At 69.8% G+C, this 17,953-nt stretch carries 16 protein-coding genes; 11 read left to right on the top strand and 5 right to left on the bottom strand.

The window, feature by feature from the left end; all coding sequences use genetic code 11:
- Positions 1-178: 178 nt before the first annotated feature.
- Entirely contained in the window at positions 179-880 is a 702-nt protein-coding gene (locus MKK75_RS33415; RefSeq protein WP_244046763.1) for a hypothetical protein, read from the bottom strand.
- A gap of 441 nt (positions 881-1,321) precedes the next feature.
- On the opposite strand from MKK75_RS33415, the gene MKK75_RS33410 reads away from it, so the two are divergent.
- From MKK75_RS33410 to MKK75_RS33400, 3 genes are read left to right on the top strand one after another with little or no spacing between them, the layout of a single operon-like run.
- Entirely contained in the window at positions 1,322-3,205 is a 1,884-nt protein-coding gene (locus tag MKK75_RS33410; RefSeq protein WP_244046762.1) for an MHYT domain-containing protein, read from the top strand.
- The gene (locus MKK75_RS33405; RefSeq protein WP_244046761.1) at positions 3,202-3,654 is read left to right on the top strand and encodes a response regulator; all 453 of its coding nucleotides are present in this window, start codon (positions 3,202-3,204) and stop codon (positions 3,652-3,654) included. Before MKK75_RS33410 ends, MKK75_RS33405 begins: the two co-directional genes overlap by 4 nt.
- A complete protein-coding gene (locus tag MKK75_RS33400) occupies positions 3,651-4,715 on the top strand; it encodes a sensor histidine kinase (protein ID WP_244046760.1) in 1,065 nt (354 codons plus the stop codon). Before MKK75_RS33405 ends, MKK75_RS33400 begins: the two co-directional genes overlap by 4 nt.
- 8 nt (positions 4,716-4,723) lie before the next feature.
- Here MKK75_RS33400 and MKK75_RS33395 read toward each other — a convergent pair whose 3' ends face one another.
- The gene (locus MKK75_RS33395) at positions 4,724-5,287 is read right to left on the bottom strand and encodes a TetR/AcrR family transcriptional regulator (RefSeq protein WP_244046759.1); all 564 of its coding nucleotides are present in this window, start codon (positions 5,285-5,287) and stop codon (positions 4,724-4,726) included.
- A 98-nt stretch (positions 5,288-5,385) separates the two neighbouring features.
- Between MKK75_RS33395 and MKK75_RS33390 the strand changes: the two genes are divergently transcribed.
- From MKK75_RS33390 to MKK75_RS33375, 4 genes are all read left to right on the top strand, one after another.
- Positions 5,386-6,486 (top strand): efflux RND transporter periplasmic adaptor subunit, encoded by a 1,101-nt coding sequence (locus tag MKK75_RS33390; RefSeq protein WP_244046758.1) that lies wholly within the window; start codon positions 5,386-5,388, stop codon positions 6,484-6,486.
- Positions 6,486-7,577 (top strand): efflux RND transporter periplasmic adaptor subunit, encoded by a 1,092-nt coding sequence (locus MKK75_RS33385; protein WP_244046872.1) that lies wholly within the window; start codon positions 6,486-6,488, stop codon positions 7,575-7,577. Before MKK75_RS33390 ends, MKK75_RS33385 begins: the two co-directional genes overlap by 1 nt.
- Positions 7,578-7,699: 122 nt before the next feature.
- Complete coding sequence (locus MKK75_RS33380) at positions 7,700-10,759, top strand: efflux RND transporter permease subunit (protein WP_313901913.1); 3,060 nt, start codon at positions 7,700-7,702, stop codon at positions 10,757-10,759.
- Positions 10,760-10,853: 94 nt separating this feature from the next.
- On the top strand, positions 10,854-11,075 hold the full coding sequence (locus tag MKK75_RS33375) for a hypothetical protein (protein WP_244046757.1): 222 nt from the start codon (positions 10,854-10,856) through the stop codon (positions 11,073-11,075).
- Between the two features lie 7 nt (positions 11,076-11,082).
- Here the strand turns inward: MKK75_RS33375 and MKK75_RS33370 are convergent, their stop codons facing one another.
- Positions 11,083-11,460 (bottom strand): 4a-hydroxytetrahydrobiopterin dehydratase, encoded by a 378-nt coding sequence (locus MKK75_RS33370; RefSeq protein WP_244046756.1) that lies wholly within the window; start codon positions 11,458-11,460, stop codon positions 11,083-11,085.
- A gap of 183 nt (positions 11,461-11,643) precedes the next feature.
- On the opposite strand from MKK75_RS33370, the gene MKK75_RS33365 reads away from it, so the two are divergent.
- The 3 genes from MKK75_RS33365 to MKK75_RS33355 are packed head-to-tail and all read left to right on the top strand — an operon-like array spanning position 11,644 to position 14,131.
- Positions 11,644-12,627 carry an ABC transporter substrate-binding protein gene (locus MKK75_RS33365; RefSeq protein WP_244046755.1) on the top strand — a complete coding sequence of 328 codons (984 nt, stop codon included), beginning with the start codon at positions 11,644-11,646 and terminating at the stop codon, positions 12,625-12,627.
- A 51-nt stretch (positions 12,628-12,678) separates the two neighbouring features.
- Positions 12,679-13,416, top strand: a complete 738-nt coding sequence (locus MKK75_RS33360; protein WP_244046754.1) for an ABC transporter permease — start codon at positions 12,679-12,681, stop codon at positions 13,414-13,416.
- A complete protein-coding gene (locus MKK75_RS33355) occupies positions 13,397-14,131 on the top strand; it encodes an ABC transporter ATP-binding protein (RefSeq protein ID WP_244046753.1) in 735 nt (244 codons plus the stop codon). Before MKK75_RS33360 ends, MKK75_RS33355 begins: the two co-directional genes overlap by 20 nt.
- 11 nt (positions 14,132-14,142) lie before the next feature.
- Here the strand turns inward: MKK75_RS33355 and MKK75_RS33350 are convergent, their stop codons facing one another.
- Positions 14,143-16,062 (bottom strand): hypothetical protein, encoded by a 1,920-nt coding sequence (locus MKK75_RS33350; RefSeq protein ID WP_244046752.1) that lies wholly within the window; start codon positions 16,060-16,062, stop codon positions 14,143-14,145.
- Positions 16,063-16,210: 148 nt separating this feature from the next.
- Positions 16,211-16,537: a HesB/IscA family protein gene (locus MKK75_RS33345; RefSeq protein ID WP_244046751.1), complete on the bottom strand. Its 327-nt coding sequence runs from the start codon at positions 16,535-16,537 to the stop codon at positions 16,211-16,213.
- A gap of 154 nt (positions 16,538-16,691) precedes the next feature.
- Here MKK75_RS33345 and MKK75_RS33340 point away from each other — a divergent pair, with 154 nt between their 5' ends.
- A complete protein-coding gene (locus tag MKK75_RS33340) occupies positions 16,692-17,939 on the top strand; it encodes a deoxyguanosinetriphosphate triphosphohydrolase (RefSeq protein WP_244046750.1) in 1,248 nt (415 codons plus the stop codon).
- Positions 17,940-17,953: the final 14 nt, after the last annotated feature.

Here is a 17,953-nt window from a genome sequence, read left to right as displayed (position 1 = left end):
CCGGGACCGAGCTGAGACGCGCAGCGGCACATTTCGTTGCGGAGGACGCTTCACGGCTTCGAGTACCAGCTCTCGAATCGCGTCCCGCCGGCGCCTCATGCGCCCGGATAACGGTTCGCCTCGAAACCGGCTCGCTCCGATAGCGTCGGATCCCCGATCGAACACCCCGAGGGCGTCCTCAGGACGCCTCCTCCGCCGGATCGCCGGGAACCTCCGGCGGCGTCAGGGCCACACGCGCGGCGTGGAACCACCAGAGCGGGATGTCGCGGTTGGCCTGAGTCAGATCCGAGGCCCAGCCCTCCTTGGGCATGACGTCGGCCCGGTCGGCGAAGAGGCGCAGGGCGCTCTCGGCCCGCTCGCGCCGGCAGCGCTCGCGGATCGCCGCCCGCTCCGCGGCGGCCCGGGCCTCCGACTGCTCGATCAGACGGTGGGTCGCGAGATCGTCCGCATCGAACGCGAAGTGCTGCCAGAAACTCTCCGCCTCGCGCGCCACGTCGCGCTCGCGCTGCATCCGCGCGAGCGCCGCCTCCGCGGCCTGGCGCGCGGCTTCGGCCGTCTCGGCGCGCTCGAGCAACCGGTTGTTGGCCGTCAGCAATTCCCGCTCGCGTTCCGGTGCCATCCGCTGACGCCGCAGCACGCGCAGCTCCTCGTCGGCGGCCAATCGCTCCCCCGCATCCGCGAGAACCGGGGCGAGGGGGCCGGCCGCCAGGGCATCGATGTGCCGAAGATAGCGCGCGCGCAGACCCGGATGATCAACATCGAGGGCTGCGTCGTCCCAGTCCGCAAGGCCGGGCCGGTCGGCGCGGTCGCATTCGTACAGGGCGCGCGCCAGGGCACTGCGCAGGTCGTCCGGAAACGGCACCGTCGCGTGTTCGTTCATGGACCTGCATTCGCGATGGGCGATCGTCTCAACCTACAACGCGGCTCCTTGATGGAAGAGACCCTCGGAGGCTTGAGGGCGTAAATTTTTCTTCGGCACGTCATGACTTCGAGGCGCCGTGCGTAAGATGCGCCGTTCTTCCGGGATCGCTCCCGTATTGGTCGGAAACTTAGCCATTCAACTTGACGATGGATTGTAACCTGGATGCCTGTGCAGGACTTCAGGATCTCGAATTAAAGTATTGAAGAACGATATTCGTTCTTGCCACGGAGGCATCAGTTCACGACTCGGCGCGAACGGGGCGGTGTGCGGCGCGGCTCCGCCGCCCGACGATGGCCCATGCCTTCAAGGGGCGGTCGATCAAGCCACGTCGGAGCTTGTGGCGCACAGCGCCGCTGCGGGCTACATCGGACCGTGCACCTGTGGCGCGTCGATGCATCCATGATCCATACGGGCTACAACCCGGCGCTCGTCGCCCTGTCGATCGGCCTCGCGGTCTTCGCGTCCTACACCGCCCTCGATCTCGGTGGGCGAATCCGTCGGCCCTCGCCCGGTCCCCGCTGGCCGTGGATCGCGGGATCGGCTCTGTCGATGGGCGGCGGCATCTGGGCGATGCACTTCGTCGGGATGCTGGCCTTCGACATGGGCATGGCCGCCGCCTACGACATCGGCCTGACGGCGCTCTCGCTCGTCATCGCCGTTGCGGTGACCGGTCTGGCCTTCACCTGGGTCGCCTACAAGGGCGAGGGCGTGACCGCGATCCTCGTGGCGGGGCCGCTTATGGGGCTCGGCGTGGCCGCGATGCACTATACCGGCATGGCGGCGCTTCGGATCCCCGGCGATCTCGCCTACGATCCGGCCATCGTCGCGGTCTCGGTCGCCATCGCGGTGAGCGCCGCGACCGCCGCCCTGTGGCTCGCGGTCCGGGATCACGGCGTCGGGCGCAAGCTGCTGGCGGCTGGGATCATGGGGCTCGCCGTCTCCGGGATGCACTACACCGGAATGGCGGCGGCGACCTTCACGGCGGAAGCGGCAGGCTCCCCCCACGCCCATGCCGAGATGCTGGCGCCGGATCAGCAGAATCTCGCGCTCTACGTAGCGGGGGCGACGTTCTTCATCCTGTTCCTGGCGATGCTGGGTTCGTCGCTGGATCAGCAGCGGGTCCAGCGCGACCTCCAGGCCAGCGAGGCGCGGTTCCGGGCGGCGGTCCAGGCGGTGCGTGGCGTGCTCTGGACCAATGATGCGTCCGGCCGGATGCTCGGCGAGCAGCCCGGGTGGAGCGCCATGACGGGTCAGACCCGGGACGAATACCAGGGCTACGGCTGGGCCGAGGTGGTGCATCCGGAGGATGCGCAGGCGACGGTGGATGCCTGGAACGAGACGGTCCGGACCCGACGCACCTTCATCCACGAGCACCGCGTGCGCACGGTGGATGGGACGTGGCGGCACTTCGCGATCCGCGCCATTCCGGTGCTTACGGAGAACGGCGACATCCGGGAATGGGTCGGCGTCCACACCGACATCACCGAGCAGCGGGAGGCCGAGGCCGAACTCCGGGAATCGAACGAGGAGATCCAGCGCTACGCCTATATCGTCAGCCACGATCTGCGGGCGCCCCTCGTCAACGTCATGGGCTTCACCAGCGAGCTGGAGGCGACGCGGCTCGACATGCGGGCGGCGCTCGACGGGCATCCGCAGGCCGAGCGGATCGATACGGATTTCGAGGAGGCGCTCGGCTTCATCAAGGCCGCGGTCAACCGCATGGAGGGTCTGATCGCCGCGATCCTCAAGCTGTCCCGCGAGGGCCGGCGGCAGTTCCGGCCGGAACGCCTCGACATGACGGCCCTGCTCCAGGGCCTCGCGGATGCGAACCGGCACCAGGCCGAGGCGGCCCGCGCGGTGGTGACGATCGCGCCGGACTTGCCCCCGATCGTCGCCGACCGGCTCGCCATCGAGCAGATATTCGGCAACCTGCTCGACAACGCCATCAAGTATCTCGATCCGTCCCGGCCCGGTCGGATCGCGGTCACGGCCCGGTCGGCCGGCCCGCGGGGCATCTGCTTCTCGGTCACCGACAACGGCCGCGGTATCGCGGAGCGGGATCATGCGCGCGTCTTCGAGCTGTTCCGCCGCTCAGGCACGCAGGATCGTCCCGGTGAGGGCATCGGCCTCGCGCATGTGAAGGCGCTCGTTCGCAGTTTCGGCGGCCGGATCGAGATCCGTTCGCAACTCGGCGAGGGCACGACGTTCAACGTGACCTTGCCGCGCGGCGCGTCTACAGCTTTGGGCGCGGATCCCGAACCGGCGCCGCGTGCCGCCGCATGAGCGTGGAGCGACCCGTGCATCCCGTCACCATCGTGATGATCGAGGACGACGAGGGGCATGCGCGCCTGATCGAGCGCAACATCCGGCGCGCGGGCGTCAACAACGAGATCGTGGCGTTCCAGGACGGGACCTCGGCACTCGCCTACCTGCTCGGGCCGGACGGGTCCGGCGAGGCCAGCGCCCGGCGCCATCTCCTCGTCCTCCTCGACCTCAACCTGCCCGACATGACCGGGCTCGACATCCTGGAAAAGGTGAAGGCGAACCCGCACACGCTCCGCTCCCCGGTGGTGGTGCTCACCACGACCGACGACAGCCGCGAGATCCAGCGCTGCTACGATCTCGGCGCCAACGTCTACATCACGAAGCCGGTGAACTACGAGGGCTTCTCCAACGCGATCCGCCAGCTCGGTCTGTTCTTCTCGGTGATGGAGGTTCCCCAGAACCCATGACCGCGGAGCAGGCCGGCGCGGACGGCGCCGCTCCGGCGGCGCGGATCCTCTATATCGACGACGATCCTGGCCTCGGCCGCCTGGTTAGGCGGTCGCTGGAGGCGCGCGGCTACGCGGTGGAGCTGTGCGCGGGCGGCACCGAGGGGCTGGACCGGCTGGCGCAGGGCGGGATCGACGCGGTGGCGCTCGACCATCACATGCCCGGCCAGACCGGCCTCGACCTGCTGCCGGAAATCCGGGCGCTGCCACACGCGCCGCCGGTGATCTACGTGACCGGCTCCGAGGATTCGCGCGTCGCCGTGGCCGCCTTGAAGGCGGGCGCCGTGGATTACGTCTGGAAGGATGTGCAGGGTCAGTTCCGCGAGCTGTTGTGCGAGGCCGTCGACACCGCACTCCGGCAGGAGGCGCTCCGGCGCGACAAGGAGCGGGCCGAGGCCGAGATGCGCGAGGCGCGCGACCGGGCCGAGCTGCTGCTGCGTGAGGTCAATCACCGGGTCGCCAACTCGCTGGCCCTGGTGGCGGCCCTGGCGCACATGCAGCGCAACGCCGTGACCGACCCGGCCGCCAAGGCTGCGCTCGACGAGATGCAAGCGCGGATCTCGGCCATCGCCGGCATCCACCGGCGGCTCTACACCTCGGACGACGTCGAGTCCGTGGCGCTGGACGCCTATCTCGGCAGCCTGATCGAGGAATTGCAGGCCGCCATGCGGGCGAGCGGGCGGGACCACGCGATCCGGCTGCACGCCGAGCCGGTGCATCTCACCCCCGACAAGGCGGTCTCGGTCGGCGTCGTGGTGACCGAACTCGTCACCAATGCCTACAAGTACGCCTATCCGCTGGGCACGTCCGGCGAGATACGGGTCGCGGTGGATCGGGACGGCATCGACATGGTGCGGCTCGCGGTCGAGGATGACGGGATCGGCTGGACCGGCGAGGGCGAGATCCGCGGCACCGGACTCGGGTCGCGCATCGTGCGCGCCATGGCGACGAACCTGCGTTCGGCGCTCGCCTATGTTCCGGGCGGGACGGGCACCCGCGCGGTGCTGGCGTTCCGGGCGTGAATCAAGGCTCAGGCCTCCGACCGGCCGGCGATGCGCTCCAGGGCGGCGAGCATCGGCTGAAGCTCCGCCTCCCCGAGCTGATGAAACCCCAGCGCCCGTCCGATGAACAGCCCCAGGATCGCGAAGAACAGCACGGAGCCCTCGCCCGGGCACGGGCCTTCGATCCGGCTGAGGCGGCCGAGCTGATCCGCCACGAAGGCCCGGTAATCCTTCAGCGCCTCCGACGAGTCGAGGGAGGCCAGCAGCAGCGCGCGGGATGATTCATCGTCCGCGCAGTAATGCCCGCGCACATGCGCGACCATCGCCTTCGGAAGCTGCGACGGACCCGGCGGGATCGCGGCCTCGCAGGCGGCGATCTCCTCCCGGAGCCGTGCCAGTTCCCGGGCGACGAGCGCGGAGATCAGCGCGTCCTTCGAGGTATAATGGTGCAGCACGCCGCCCTTGCTCAGGCCCGCCTCGGCCGCGACGGCCTCGATGGTCAGTGCCCGCGCCCCAGCCTTCAGGAGGACGCCGGCTGCCGCGTCGAGGATGATCTCGGGCCGATCCGCCAGTCGCTTGCGCTTGCCCTGCATATGACACCTGCGATTAAAAACCGACTGGACGGTAAGTAACGAGTCGGCTAGGAACGCGCCACCGGGTTTTCCCGCGTCCGGCAGGGCCAATCGTCCGCATGACACGCTCCATCGCCTGCGCCGCAATCCGGCCTCTCTTGGTCATAAGCGCCTTCGGCGCCATCGGGTCCGCTCAGGCGGGCCCTGCGGCGACCGGCGACCCGGCGCTGGCGCGCGTCAGGATCGTCGCGGCCCACAGGACGCCGATCGCCTCGGAGGTCGCGCTGACCGGCGACATCCAGCCCCAGGCGCAGGTCAACGTCGCGTTCCGCACGAACGGGAAGATCGCCGAGCGGCGGGTCGAAATCGGCGATCACGTCGAGGCCGATCAGGTGCTGGCCGTCCTCGAACCCCTGACCCAGAAGGCGAATCTCGACACCGCCAGGGCGGCCCTCGCCTCGGCCGAGGCGTTGCTGACCCAGGCCAAGATGTCGTTCGAACGGCAGAAGCAGCTTCTGGCGGGCGGCTTCACCACGCGCTCCACCTACGACAACGCCGAGCAGGAGCTGCGCACCACCCAGGCCTCGGTCGACTCGGCGCGGGCAGCCCTCGGCACCGCGCAGGAGCAGTTCTCATACACGGAGCTGCGCGCCGGCGTCGCCGGGATCGTGACCAGCCGCAGCTTCGAGGTCGGTCAGGTCGTGCAGTCGGGCCAGACCGTCCTGGTGCTGGCGCAGGACGGGCCGCGGGACGCGGTGTTCAACGTCTACGAATCCCTTCTCGCACAGCCGCCGGCCGGCGGCACGATCGCGGTGGCGCTGCAATCCGACCCGGCCGTGACGGCGACCGGTACGGTGCGCGAGGTCTCGCCGACGGTCGATGCCGCGACCGGGACGGTCCGAGTCAAGATCGGCCTGCAGGCGACGCCGTCTGCCATGGGGCTCGGTGCCGTCGTAGTCGGCCACGGCCGGTTCGCCCTGCATAAGTCGGTCGTGCTGCCCTGGTCGGCGCTCTACCGCTACGACGGACGCCCCGCCGTGTGGATCTTCGACCCGGACACGCGGACGGTCTCGATTCGCGCCGTCGAGATCGACCGTTTCGCGTCGGACATCATCACGCTGAGGCGCGGGGTCGAGCCGGGTGAGCGCGTCGTGGTGGCGGGCATCCAGTTCCTGCGGCCGGGCCAGAGCGTGGCTGCCGCCGACATCGCAGACCGATGATGAGCGCGCGTACCTTCCTGCTCGTCGGGGCTATCGCCGGGCTGGGCGGCTGCACCGATCGCGGCGACAGGGCCGCGGCCGCGGCCCCCGTCCGGCCGGTGCTGACCCAGGTCGCCGAGCCGAGCGACACGGCCACCCTCGGACCCTTCGCGGGGACGATCCAGCCTCGCTATCAGGCCCAGCTCGGCTTCCAGATCCCGGGCCGTATGGTGGCGCGCGACGTCACGGTCGGCGACATCGTCAAGAAGGGGCAGCGCCTGGCTGCCCTCGATATCATCGTCACCCGCTTCGACCTGACCCGCGCCGAAGCCGACCTTGCCGACGCCCGCGCCCAGGCCGAGAACGCGGAGGCCGCCGAGGGGCGCACGCGCCACCTGATGACCGGCAACAGCGTCGCGCAGGCGACCCTCGATCAGGCGGTCGCCCGGCGGGATACGGCGCGGGCGCGGGTCGATCAGGCGCAGGCCAGCCTTCAGAAGGCCCGCGACCAGATGGGCTACACCGAGCTCAAGGCGGAGTTCGACGGCGTCGTCACGCAGCGCCTCGCCGAGATCGGGCAGGTTCTGAGCGCCGGCCAGGGGGTGGTCACGGTCGCCCGGCCTGACGTGCGCGAGGCCGTGGTCGACATTCCGGAGGCCTATGTCGGCGCATTGCCGCCGGACGGCCGCTTCACCGTCGCGCTCCAGAGCGCTCCGACGCTGACCACCCACGGCCGGGTGCGCGAGATCGCACCGCTCGCCGACGCGGGCACGCGCTCGAAGCGGATCCGCATCGCGCTGGACGATCCCGGCCCCGCCTTCCGGCTGGGCGCGACCATCGACGTCACGCTCACCAGCAAGGTCCCGTGCCGCTTCCTGCTGCCGCCCTCGGCGCTGCTGGAGGAGGGCGGCCGACGCTCGGTCTGGGTGGTCGCGCCGGACGGCAAGTCGGTGACGCGGCGGGACGTGACCGTGGCGGACGATCGCGATCGGGCGGAGTTCGGTCGTGTCGCCGTCATCGACGGTCTGCAGGCCGGCGACCGGGTGGTGGTCGCGGGGGTCCACTCGCTGAAGGACGGCCAGCCGGTGCGGCTGACGGACGACGCCGTCTGAGAGCGCTCACCGCCGGAGCGGATACCGGTGCGGCGCAAGAGAGCGCCTCACAACGATAATCGAGGGCGGTTCCCGATCCGCCACGAACAGGAACCGCGCCCGCTGGCGCCACGGGGTTTCGCGTGAAAAGCTTCAATCTCTCCGATTGGGCGCTCAGGCACCGCTCGTTCGTGTGGTTCCTGATGCTCCTGGCGCTGATCGCGGGCGTGATGGCGTATTCCCGCCTCGGCCGCGAGGAGGACCCGCCTTTCACGATCAAGACCATGGTGGTGCAGACAACGTGGCCGGGCGCGACCATCAAGGAGACCCTCGATCAGGTCACCGACCGGGTCGAGAAGGAACTGCAACAGCTCAATGGGCTGGATTACGTCCGCAGCTACACGACGCCGGGCGCGTCCACGGTGTTCGTACAGTTCCGCGACACGCTGAAAAAGAGCGAGATTCAGCCGGCTTTCTATCAGGTCCGGAAGCGCCTGGGCGACATCAAGGGGCAGTTCCCCGAGGGGGTGCAGGGGCCGTTCTTCAACGACGAGTTCGGCGACGTCTACGGCAACATCTACGCCTTCACGGCGGACGAGCTGACCTACCGGCAGTTGCGCGACTACGTCGAGGGCGTGCGCACCGAGGTGCTGCGGGTGCCCGATATCGGTAAGACGCAGCTCATCGGCGCCCAAGCCGAGACGATCTACCTCGATTTCGCGACCCGCAAGCTCGCCGGCTACGGCATCGACTTTTCGGCCCTCATCAAGGCGCTCCAGGCGCAGAACGCGGTCTCGGCATCGGGCGTGGTCCAGGCCGGTCCGGAGCGCGTGTCGCTGCGGGTCAGCGGTTCCTTCGCGTCGGAGGCCGCGCTTCAGGACTTCAATCTGCGGGTGAACGACCGCTTCTTCCGGCTCGCCGACATCGCCGAGATCAGCCGCGGCTACGAGGACCCGCCCGCCGCCCTGTTCCGGGTCGACGGCAAGCCTGCGATCGGGCTCGCCATCGCCATGCGGCCCGGCGCCAACCTGCTCCATTTCGGCGATGCGCTGAAGGAGCGGATGCGCCTGATCGAGGCCAAGCTGCCGGTGGGCGTGGGCGTCCATCTCGTGTCGGATCAGCCCCGCCAGGTCGAGCACGCGGTCGGCGGCTTCACCGAGGCCCTGGTCGAGGCCATCGTCATCGTGCTCGCGGTGAGCTTCGTCAGCCTCGGCGTGCGGGCTGGCCTCGTGGTTTCCGTGTCGATCCCCCTCGTCCTGGCGATCGTCTTCGTGGTCATGCAGATCATGGATGTGACGCTGCAGCGCATCTCCCTCGGCGCCCTGATCATCGCGCTCGGCCTCCTGGTCGACGACGCCATGATCACCGTGGAGATGATGGTCGCGCGCCTGGAGCGGGGCGACACACTTCGAAGGGCCGCGACCTTCGCCTACACCTCCACGGCCTTCCCGATGCTCACCGGGACGCTCGTCACGGTGGCGGGCTTCCTGCCGATCGGCTTCAACGGCTCGGGGGCCGGCGAGTACACCTACTCGCTGTTCGTGGTGATCGCGGCGGCATTGCTGGTCTCATGGGTGGTCGCGGTGCTGTTCGCGCCGCTGATCGGCGTGACGCTCCTGCCCAAGACGATGAAGCATCACAGCGAGACGAGCGGGCTGTTCACCCGATTGTTCACGGCGGCTTTGCGCGTGGCGATGCGCCGGCACTGGACCACGGTCGTGGCCTGCCTCGCCGTGATGGGGGTGGCCATCGTCGGGATGGGCCACGTCCAGCAGCAGTTCTTCCCGTCCTCGGACCGGTCGGAACTGCTGGTCGACATGACGTTGCCGCAGAACGCGACGATCGCCGAGACCCGGGCGCAGATGGACCGCTTCGAGGCGACGCTGAAGGACGATCCGGATGTGACGAGCTGGTCGTCCTATGTCGGGCAGGGCGCCGTGCGCTTCTATCTGCCCCTCGACCAGCAACTCGCCAACGCGTTCTTCGGGCAGATCGTCATCGTCACACAGTCTCTGGATGTCCGCGACCGCGTGATGGCGCGCCTGCAGGACATCGCCCGGCGCGACTTCGTGGGAACCGACGTTCTCGTGCAGCCGCTCAGCCTCGGTCCGCCCGTGGGGCGGCCGGTCCAGTATCGGCTCAGCGGGCCGGACATCGAGAAGGTCCGCCATCTCGCCCTCGACCTCGCCAACGTGGTCGCGGCCGACAGGCGTCTCAACGTGCCGACCTTCGACTGGAACGAGCCCGGCAAGGTCCTGCGGATCGAGATCCTGCAGGACAAGGCGCGCCAGCTCGGCGTGTCGAGCCAGGACGTCGCCGGCATCCTGAACGGCATCGAGGGCGGACAGGCGATCACGCAGGTGCGCGACTCGATCTACCTCGTGAACGTCGTCGGCCGGGCGCGCGCCGCCGAGCGGTCCTCCCTCGATACCCTGGAAGCGCTGCAGGTCGGGCTGTCCAACGGGTCCGTGGTGCCGCTCCTCGCCTTCGCGCGGATCGGCTACGACCTCGAACAGCCGATCGTTTGGCGCCGCGACCGTCTCCCCACCGTGACGGTGCGCGCCACGATCGACGGCGCGACGCAGCCCGCCACCATCGTGGCCGCCCTGAAGCCGGGCATCGACGCCTTCGTCGAGGCGTTGCCCGAGGGCTACGTCCTGCAGACCGGCGGCGCCGTCGAGGAATCCGCCAAGGGCCAGGGTCCGATCGCTGCGGTCGTCCCGGTCATGCTGCTCGCGATGGCGCTGCTGCTGATGATCCAGCTCCAGAGCGTTGGGCGGATGCTGCTCGTCTTCACGGTGGCGCCCCTCGGGCTGATCGGCGTGGTGCCGGCGCTGCTGCTGTTCGACAAGCCGATGGGCTTCGTCGCCATCCTGGGAATCCTGGCGCTGGTCGGGATCATCATCCGCAACGCCGTCATCCTGGTGAGCCAGATCGAGGAGTTCCGGGACGAGGGCATGGCGCCGTGGGATGCCGTCTTCGAGGCGACCCGCCACCGGATGCGGCCGATCCTGCTGACCGCTGCCGCGGCGAGCCTCGGCCTGATCCCGATCGCCCGCGAGGTTTTTTGGGGGCCGATGGCCTACGCGATGATCGGCGGCATCCTGGCCGCGACCGTTCTGACGCTCCTTTTCCTCCCCGCGCTGTACGTCGGCTGCTACCGCATCCGGCCGGGAAGCGACGGCGCCCAGCGCGCCGCCTGAGCTTGACCCTGGTTTTTATTGCCTCGGCCGATCGGAACGGCAACCATTCGGCGCGCTGTGCATAAGGTCGGGTGGAACGCGGAGTCCCGTCAGCATGAACGCCTTCATCGCCGTCGTCCTGGTCTGTGCCAACGGCATCGCCCAGGATGCCTGCACGGACGATCGCGCGCTGGAGGTGCGCAAGATCCGCGTCGCCAACGAGCTCGGCTGCGCCACCGGCTGGCAGGAGATCATCGCCCGCACCGAGCGGCGCGACGAGATCGGCAAGAGCGCCTACCTCAAGACCGAGTGCCGCCGCGTGAAGGCGCCGCAGTGATCGTCCGCTACTTCTCGTACTTGATGTAGGCGAAGCGCGGATCGGTCGGCGTCCCCTCGAGCCCCTGGCCCTCCAGGCCCGGTTGCCAGGACACGACCTCCTCGATCTTCCTCGCCAGGGCGAAATCCCTGTCGGTGATGCCCTTGGCGGCGTGGTTCATCAGCCGCACCTCGACCCAGGCATAGGAGGCCGTCAGATCCGGATGGTGCCAGGCGGCTTCCGCGAGGTGGCCCACCGTGTTGATCACCATGAGGGTGCTCTTCCAGCCCGACGTCTTGTAGGTGCGGCGGATCCACCCGTCCTCCAGCCGCCACGCGGGCAGTTCCGCCTTGAGCCGCGCCTCCACAATCGCGTCGTCCAGCACGCCCTCACGCCGCTCGCCCATGTCCGCTCTCCCATTTTGGTCCCGCGATCAGCGTGCCGCTGCGGCCTGTCCGGCGCAAGCGTATCCCGCGCGGTGGACGCGGCGGCGTGCGGGCCCTATGACCATTTTCCAATGGCGTCGGAGCACGTCCGCAATCCAGTCTGCCACGCCTGAAGACTGCAAAACACCATGGGAGAAGGCGTGATGCTGTCACGGCGCGCGATGCTCGCCGCGGGCCTGCTCGGCGGCCTCGGCCTCCGGTCGGCGCGGGCCGACACGCCGGTCGTCCGCCTCGGGAGCCTGCCGTTCGGAACCTCGACCTGGGAGGCGGCGGTGATCAAGGCCCGCGGCCTCGATACGGCCAACGGCTTCCAGCTCGACGCCGTCAAGCTCGCCGGGAACGATGCCGCGCGGATCGGCTTCATCGGCGGCCAGGTCGACACGATCGTCGGCGACCTGCTCTGGGCGGCACGCCTGGGCAATGACGGGCAGGCCGTCCGCTTCATCCCGTATTCCACCTCGGAGGGCGCCGTGATGGTGCCGGCCGACAGCCCGATCCAGAGCCTGAAGGATCTCGATGGCAAACGCTTCGGCGTGGCGGGCGGTCCCCTGGACAAGAGTTGGCTGCTCCTTAGGGCGCAGGCCAGGGATGTTGCGGGGATCGATCTGGAGCACGCCGCCGAGATCGCCTACGGCGCTCCCCCGCTCATCACCCTGAAGTTGGAACAGGGGGCGCTGGACGCGGCGCTGACCTACTGGACCTATGGCGCACGCCTGCAAGCCAAGAAGTTCCGGCGGCTGATCAGTGTCGAGGACATCATGCACGCGCTCGGAGTCCCGGGGGATGTGGCGCTGATCGGCTATCTCTTTCAGGACGCTACCGTGAAGGAGAAGCCCGAGGCGGTCGCGGGCTTCTACCGCGCGTCCCGCGCCGCCAAGGACATGCTGGCCCAGGATCCGTCCACGTGGCAGATCGTGCGTCCGCTGATGGCCGCGGAGGACGAAGCCACCTTCGAGGCGCTGAAGCGCGATTTCCTCGCCGGCATCCCGCGCCGCCCCGTGGCGGAGGAGCGCGCCGATGCGGAGAAACTCTACGCCGTGATGGCGCGGCTCGGCGGGTCGCGCCTCGTCGGCAAGGGGAGCAGCCTGCCGCCCGATCTCTACTACGACAACGGCCGCAATGGCTGAGGCGTCCGTCCGCCGCCGATCGGCCGTGGGCTTCCGGATCACCGGGACCGCATGGGCGCGCTGACCCGGATCGCGTCCCTGGCGGTGCTGATCGGCGCGTGGCAGGCGGCCGCGCTCGAAGCGCATTCGCGCCTGTTGCCGGCGCCGCTCGCGGTGCTGAGCTTCATCGCCCAGGAGGCGGCCCGGGGCGATCTCGCCCACAACATCGGCGTCACCCTGCTGCGGGTGGCGATCTCCTTCGCGATCGCAATGGTGCTCGGCGTCGCCCTCGGCGTGGCGCTCGGCCGCTCGAAGGCCGCCGACCTCGCCCTCGACACGCCGCTCCTCGTGCTCCTCAACACGCCGGCCCTGGTCATCACGGTTCTGGCCTATGTCTGGGTCGGCCTGACCGAGACGGCCGCCATCCTGGCGGTGGTGCTCAACAAGCTGCCGAACGTCGCGGTGATCGTGCGCGAGGGCGCCCGCAACCTCGATCCCGGACTCGACGAGATGGCCCGGGCCTACCGGCTCGACCGGCGGACCTGGGCGCGCGACGTCCTGATCCCGCAGCTCCAGCCCTACATGGTCACCGCCGCGCGCTCGGGCCTGTCGCTCGCCTGGAAAATCGTGCTCGTCGTCGAGCTGCTTGGCCGGCCCGACGGTGTCGGCTTCGCGATCAACTACTACTTCGTCCAGAGCACCGACGTGGCCGCGATCATCGGCTACAGCCTCGTCTTCATGGCCGTGATGATCGGCATCGATGTCCTCCTCCTGCAGCGGCTCGAAGCCTATGTCCGCCGCTGGCGCTGAAGCCGTCCTGCGGGTCGCGATCGACTCGAAATGGTATCGTCCACCGGGCGCCGAGCCCGTCGAGGCGGTCCGCAACCTCGCCTTCGGCATCGCGGCGGGCGAGATCGTCTGCCTGATCGGCCCCTCGGGCGCCGGCAAGACCACGACGCTGCGGATCCTCCTCGGGCTCGACGCTGCGTTCGAGGGCCACGTCTCGGGAGCCGAGCAGGCCGGGATCGTGTTCCAGGAGCCGCGGCTGCTGCCCTGGCGCAGCGTCGAACACAACGTCCGCCTCGGTCTGCCCCGGGCCCGGCGGGGCCGGGACCTCGACGGGCTGTTCGCGCAACTGGGTCTGACTCCGTGGCGGACGCGCTATCCGAAGGCGCTCTCGCTCGGCATGCAGCGGCGCGTAGCCCTCGCCCGGGCGCTCGCCGACGGGCCGCGTGTGCTGGTGCTCGACGAGCCCTTCGTCTCCCTCGACGATGCCGCCGCCGCCGAGCTGCGCGGCCTCGTGGTGGATACAGTCGACCAGGCCGGCATGAGTGTCCTGATGGTGACCCACAACGTCGCCGAGGCGATCGGGATCGCGGACCGCCTGCTCCTCGTCTCGCGCCGCCCGGCGAGCCTGATCGCCGACGTGCCCCTCGACCGGCCGCGCCACGCGCGTGATCGAGCCTGGTCGGAGGCGACCCGGGCGTCGCTCGCGGCAAGGCATCCGGAGATCATCGCGCACTGAGCGCGTGATCCTCAGTTCGCCTTGGCGTCCACGTCCAGCCGATCGAGCACGGTGGCGGGCGAGCGCGCCGCGCCGAGCTCGATGAAGCCGATACCGGCCGGCTCCTTGGACTTGGCGTGCAGCACAAGCTTGCCGGGCTTCATCACGAACTGCCCCATCGCCGCACCGATCGCCTTGGCGGCGGGGCCGCTGCCCAGGATGATCGGAACGCCGAGCAGGCTCGCGGTGACGTATTCCTTGCGCAGCTCGTCCGGCTTGAGGCTGAGATCCTTAGCCTGCGCGGCAAGGAAGCGCTCGAACAGGCCGGCATTCTCGACCGTGAGATCGAGGCTCTTGGCGCTGCCGGAGAACATCAGCAGCGTGGCGGCCGGAAGAGTGCCGGACAGGAGTTCCGGCCCGATCCCCCCCAGCGTCCCGGACAGGTGGACGGTGCCGATGTCGCGGCCTGAGACCGTGACGTCGCGCACGGTCAGGTCGCGCGCCTTCTCGTCGAAGGCCGCATCCGCCGCCACGTCCAGGTCGAGGGTGCGGTAGCCGTAGGCGGGCAGCATCCCGATGATGGGCTGGCCGGCCAGCAGATCGGCGGGCAGGCTCAGGCCCGACAGGGTGAGGCGGCTGCTCCTCGGCACGCCGTCGCTGGGCGGGCCGAAGGCGAGGGCGGCCTCGCGTAGCGCGATCCGGCGTTCCGGCTGCGGCGTGACCGTGACCGCGAGGGGGTCGCCCGCCGCTTTCGGATCGGCAGGTCGCCCGGCACCGGGACGGGCCGCCTCGGGAACCGACCCGCGCGCCGGGGTGCGGGCCTCGCGGGCGGGCGGCCGTTCAGGTACGGCCTCCGGGGGGAGCGCGATGGCGAGATCGTTCAGGGTCAGATTGCCGATCTGCGGCGTGAGGCGGCGCATCTCGGCGTCGGAGAAGCCGATCCCGGCCGCCGGCTCCGCGGCGATACCCTGCAGGGCCGCAACCGTCGGTGCGAGCGACGCGCCGGTCAGGGTGAGACGGCCGAGCTGCGTGCGCAAGCCGCCCCGCGACAGCGAGAGATTTTCCAGCCGCGTGCCGGCTTCCGGCCCCGCGGACGCGTAGGCGATCCGGCGGATCTCGAACAGCAGCGGACCCTTCGGATCGGCGTCGCTGACGCTCAGACCCGTCAGCTCCAGGCTTCCCACTGTGGTCGCATCGATCAGGTCGGCCGCCGCAGCTGCGAAGACGCGGCGATCGGACCCTTCCTGGAAACCGCCGGCCACGATAGCGAAGGCCCCGTTCCAGCCATCGGGTATCTGCCGGCCGCCGAGGTCGCGCCCGTTCAGGCTCGCCATCTTCACCGTGGTCCCGCGGGCATCCGCATAGGTTACGTCCGAAACCTGGATCGTCCCGTAGACCCGCTGGACCGGCCCCTTGCCGTCGCCCGGGACGGTGTAGAGCCGGCTGAGCGCCGCGAGGTCGAGATCCGTCGCCCGCACCTGACCGTAGGTCCCCGAGCCGCCGTTCGGCCCCGCCACCACGTCCACCGTCGCACCGGCGGCAGTGAGTTCGCCGACGCGGCCGGCCCGGACGTCCCGGGCGACGACGTCGCGATAGGTGACGGTCTGGCGATTGTCGCCCGGCCCGGCATTCTCGGAGGTGAGGACGGGGACCGTCAGGCTGCCGGCATCGAGCCGCGCCAGCCGCTCGTTCCAGGGAACCGCCGAATTCGGGCGCAGGATCGCGGCGAGGTCGTCCTTCGAGAGGCGCGTCCCGCTCGCCGTCAGTTTCGGCGCCTTGAGGAGCGTGCCGCCCAGCGGCAGCACCACGTCGGTGACCGTCACGTCCTGAACCGCGGCGGCGCCCTCCTGCGCGGCGATCGGCGCGGGGAGGACGGCGAGGCCGAGCAAAGCCGTCGCCCCGGCCGCCACCAAGGCCGACCGGCGGCGGAGGCGGGCCTTCGGATGGATCATGGCAGGGTCCGAACCAGAGCGATCACGCGAGTCCGACAGGCGTGCCGCGTTTTACCGGGCGTGGCAATCGCGCCCGCCCGATCACCCCGTCGAGCCAGGACCTGTGTCGCAAGCCGGCAACGGACGCCACGTCCCCGGGCCGGCGTCCTTACAGCGAGAAGGAGGTGCCGCAGCCGCAGGAGGCCGTGGCGAGCGGATTCTCGATCTTGAAGGACTGACCGATCAGGTCGTTCACGAAATCGATGGTCGAACCGCTCATGTATTCGAGCGAGACCGGATCGACCACCACGGTGGCGCCGTCGCGCTCGATCGCGATGTCCTGCGCCTCGCGGCTCCGGACGATGTCGAAGGCGTAGGAGAAGCCCGAGCAGCCGCCGCCGTTGACGCTGATCCGCAGCGACGAGCCGGCGGGCTCGGCGACCATGATCTCGTTGATGCGCTTGGCCGCGCGATCGGTCAGGGTGATGTCAGCCATCTGTCTCTAGGCCACGCATTCGTTCGGTGGACGCCGCCGCCGGACCGTTGTCCCGGGCGTCATGACCGACAAGATATGGATCCTGGGCCTGCGCCGCAACGCGTCGGACGAGGAGGGGTCATGATCAGTGTGCGCGCGACAGCGGACGGATACCGTGCGGCCTAACGGCGAGCGCTGGCGGGCGCGCTACGCCACGGATCCGGCTCGAACCCGCGGCCGGCTCATCTCGGAGGCCGGCTCGCCGACCCGCAGCGACTTCCAGCGCGACCGCGACCGGATCATCCACTCGACCGCCTTCCGGCGGCTGAAGCACAAGACGCAGGTCTTCGTGCATCACGAGGGCGACCATTACCGGACCCGGCTGACTCATACCCTGGAGGTGAGCCAGATCGGCCGGGCGCTGGCCCGGGCGCTGGGGCTCGATGAGGATCTCGCGGAGGCGCTGGCGCTGAGCCACGACCTCGGCCACACCTGCTTCGGCCATACCGGCGAGGATGCGCTCGACGCCTGCATGGCCGCGCATGGCGGGTTCGACCACAACGCGCAGGCCCTGCGGATCGTGACGCGGCTGGAGCGGCGCTACGCCGGGTTCGACGGGCTCAACCTCGCCTGGGAGACGCTGGAGGGGCTGGTCAAGCACAATGGACCGCTGCTCGACGCGGGGGGGCGGCCGACGTCGCGCTACGTCGAGCGCGGGATCCCCGCCGCCATCCTGGAATACGACGCGCTGAACCCGCTCGAGCTGTGGAGCCAGGCCGGCCCGGAGGCGCAAGCCGCCTCGCTCGCCGACGACATCGCCTACGCGGCGCACGACCTCGATGACGGCCTGCGCGCCGGCCTGTTCGAGATCCCGGAGCTGCGCGCCGTCCCGTTTCTGGCGGGGCTGCTGGACGAGATCGACGGGCTGCACCCGGGCCTGGAGCCCTCCCGCAAGATCCACGAGCTGGCGCGGCGGGTGATCACGCGCTTCGTGGAGGATGTGATCCGAGTGGGCGGCCGGCGGATCGCGGCTTTGGACCCGCGGAGCGTCGAGGATATTCGCGGGGCGCCCGATCCGGTCATCGCGTTCTCAGCGGAGGTCGCCGCCGCCGACGCCGCCATCATGCGCTTCCTGTGGGAGCGGATGTACCGGCATCCGGGCGTCGTCGCGGTGCGCAAGAAGGCCGACGCCATCGTCCGGGATCTGTTCGACGCGTTCACCGCCGACCCCACGCGCATGCCCGAAGAATGGAGCGCCGGGCTCGATGGTGCCGCACCGGCCCGGATCGCCCGCCGGGTCGCCGACTACATCGCCGGCATGACCGACACCTACGCGGTGCTAGCTCACCGCAAGCTGTACGACGCGACACCGGATCTGCACTGGGAGTTGCCAAGCCGAGGATTGCCGCTGGCGGAGCCCTGAGGAGCGCCGGGATG

This window comes from Methylobacterium sp. J-030, from assembly GCF_022829545.1.
In the GTDB taxonomy this organism is placed as follows: domain Bacteria; phylum Pseudomonadota; class Alphaproteobacteria; order Rhizobiales; family Beijerinckiaceae; genus Methylobacterium.
The sequence above is the reverse complement of the archived record's forward strand: the minus strand, read 5'-3'. Positions and strand labels throughout refer to the sequence as shown.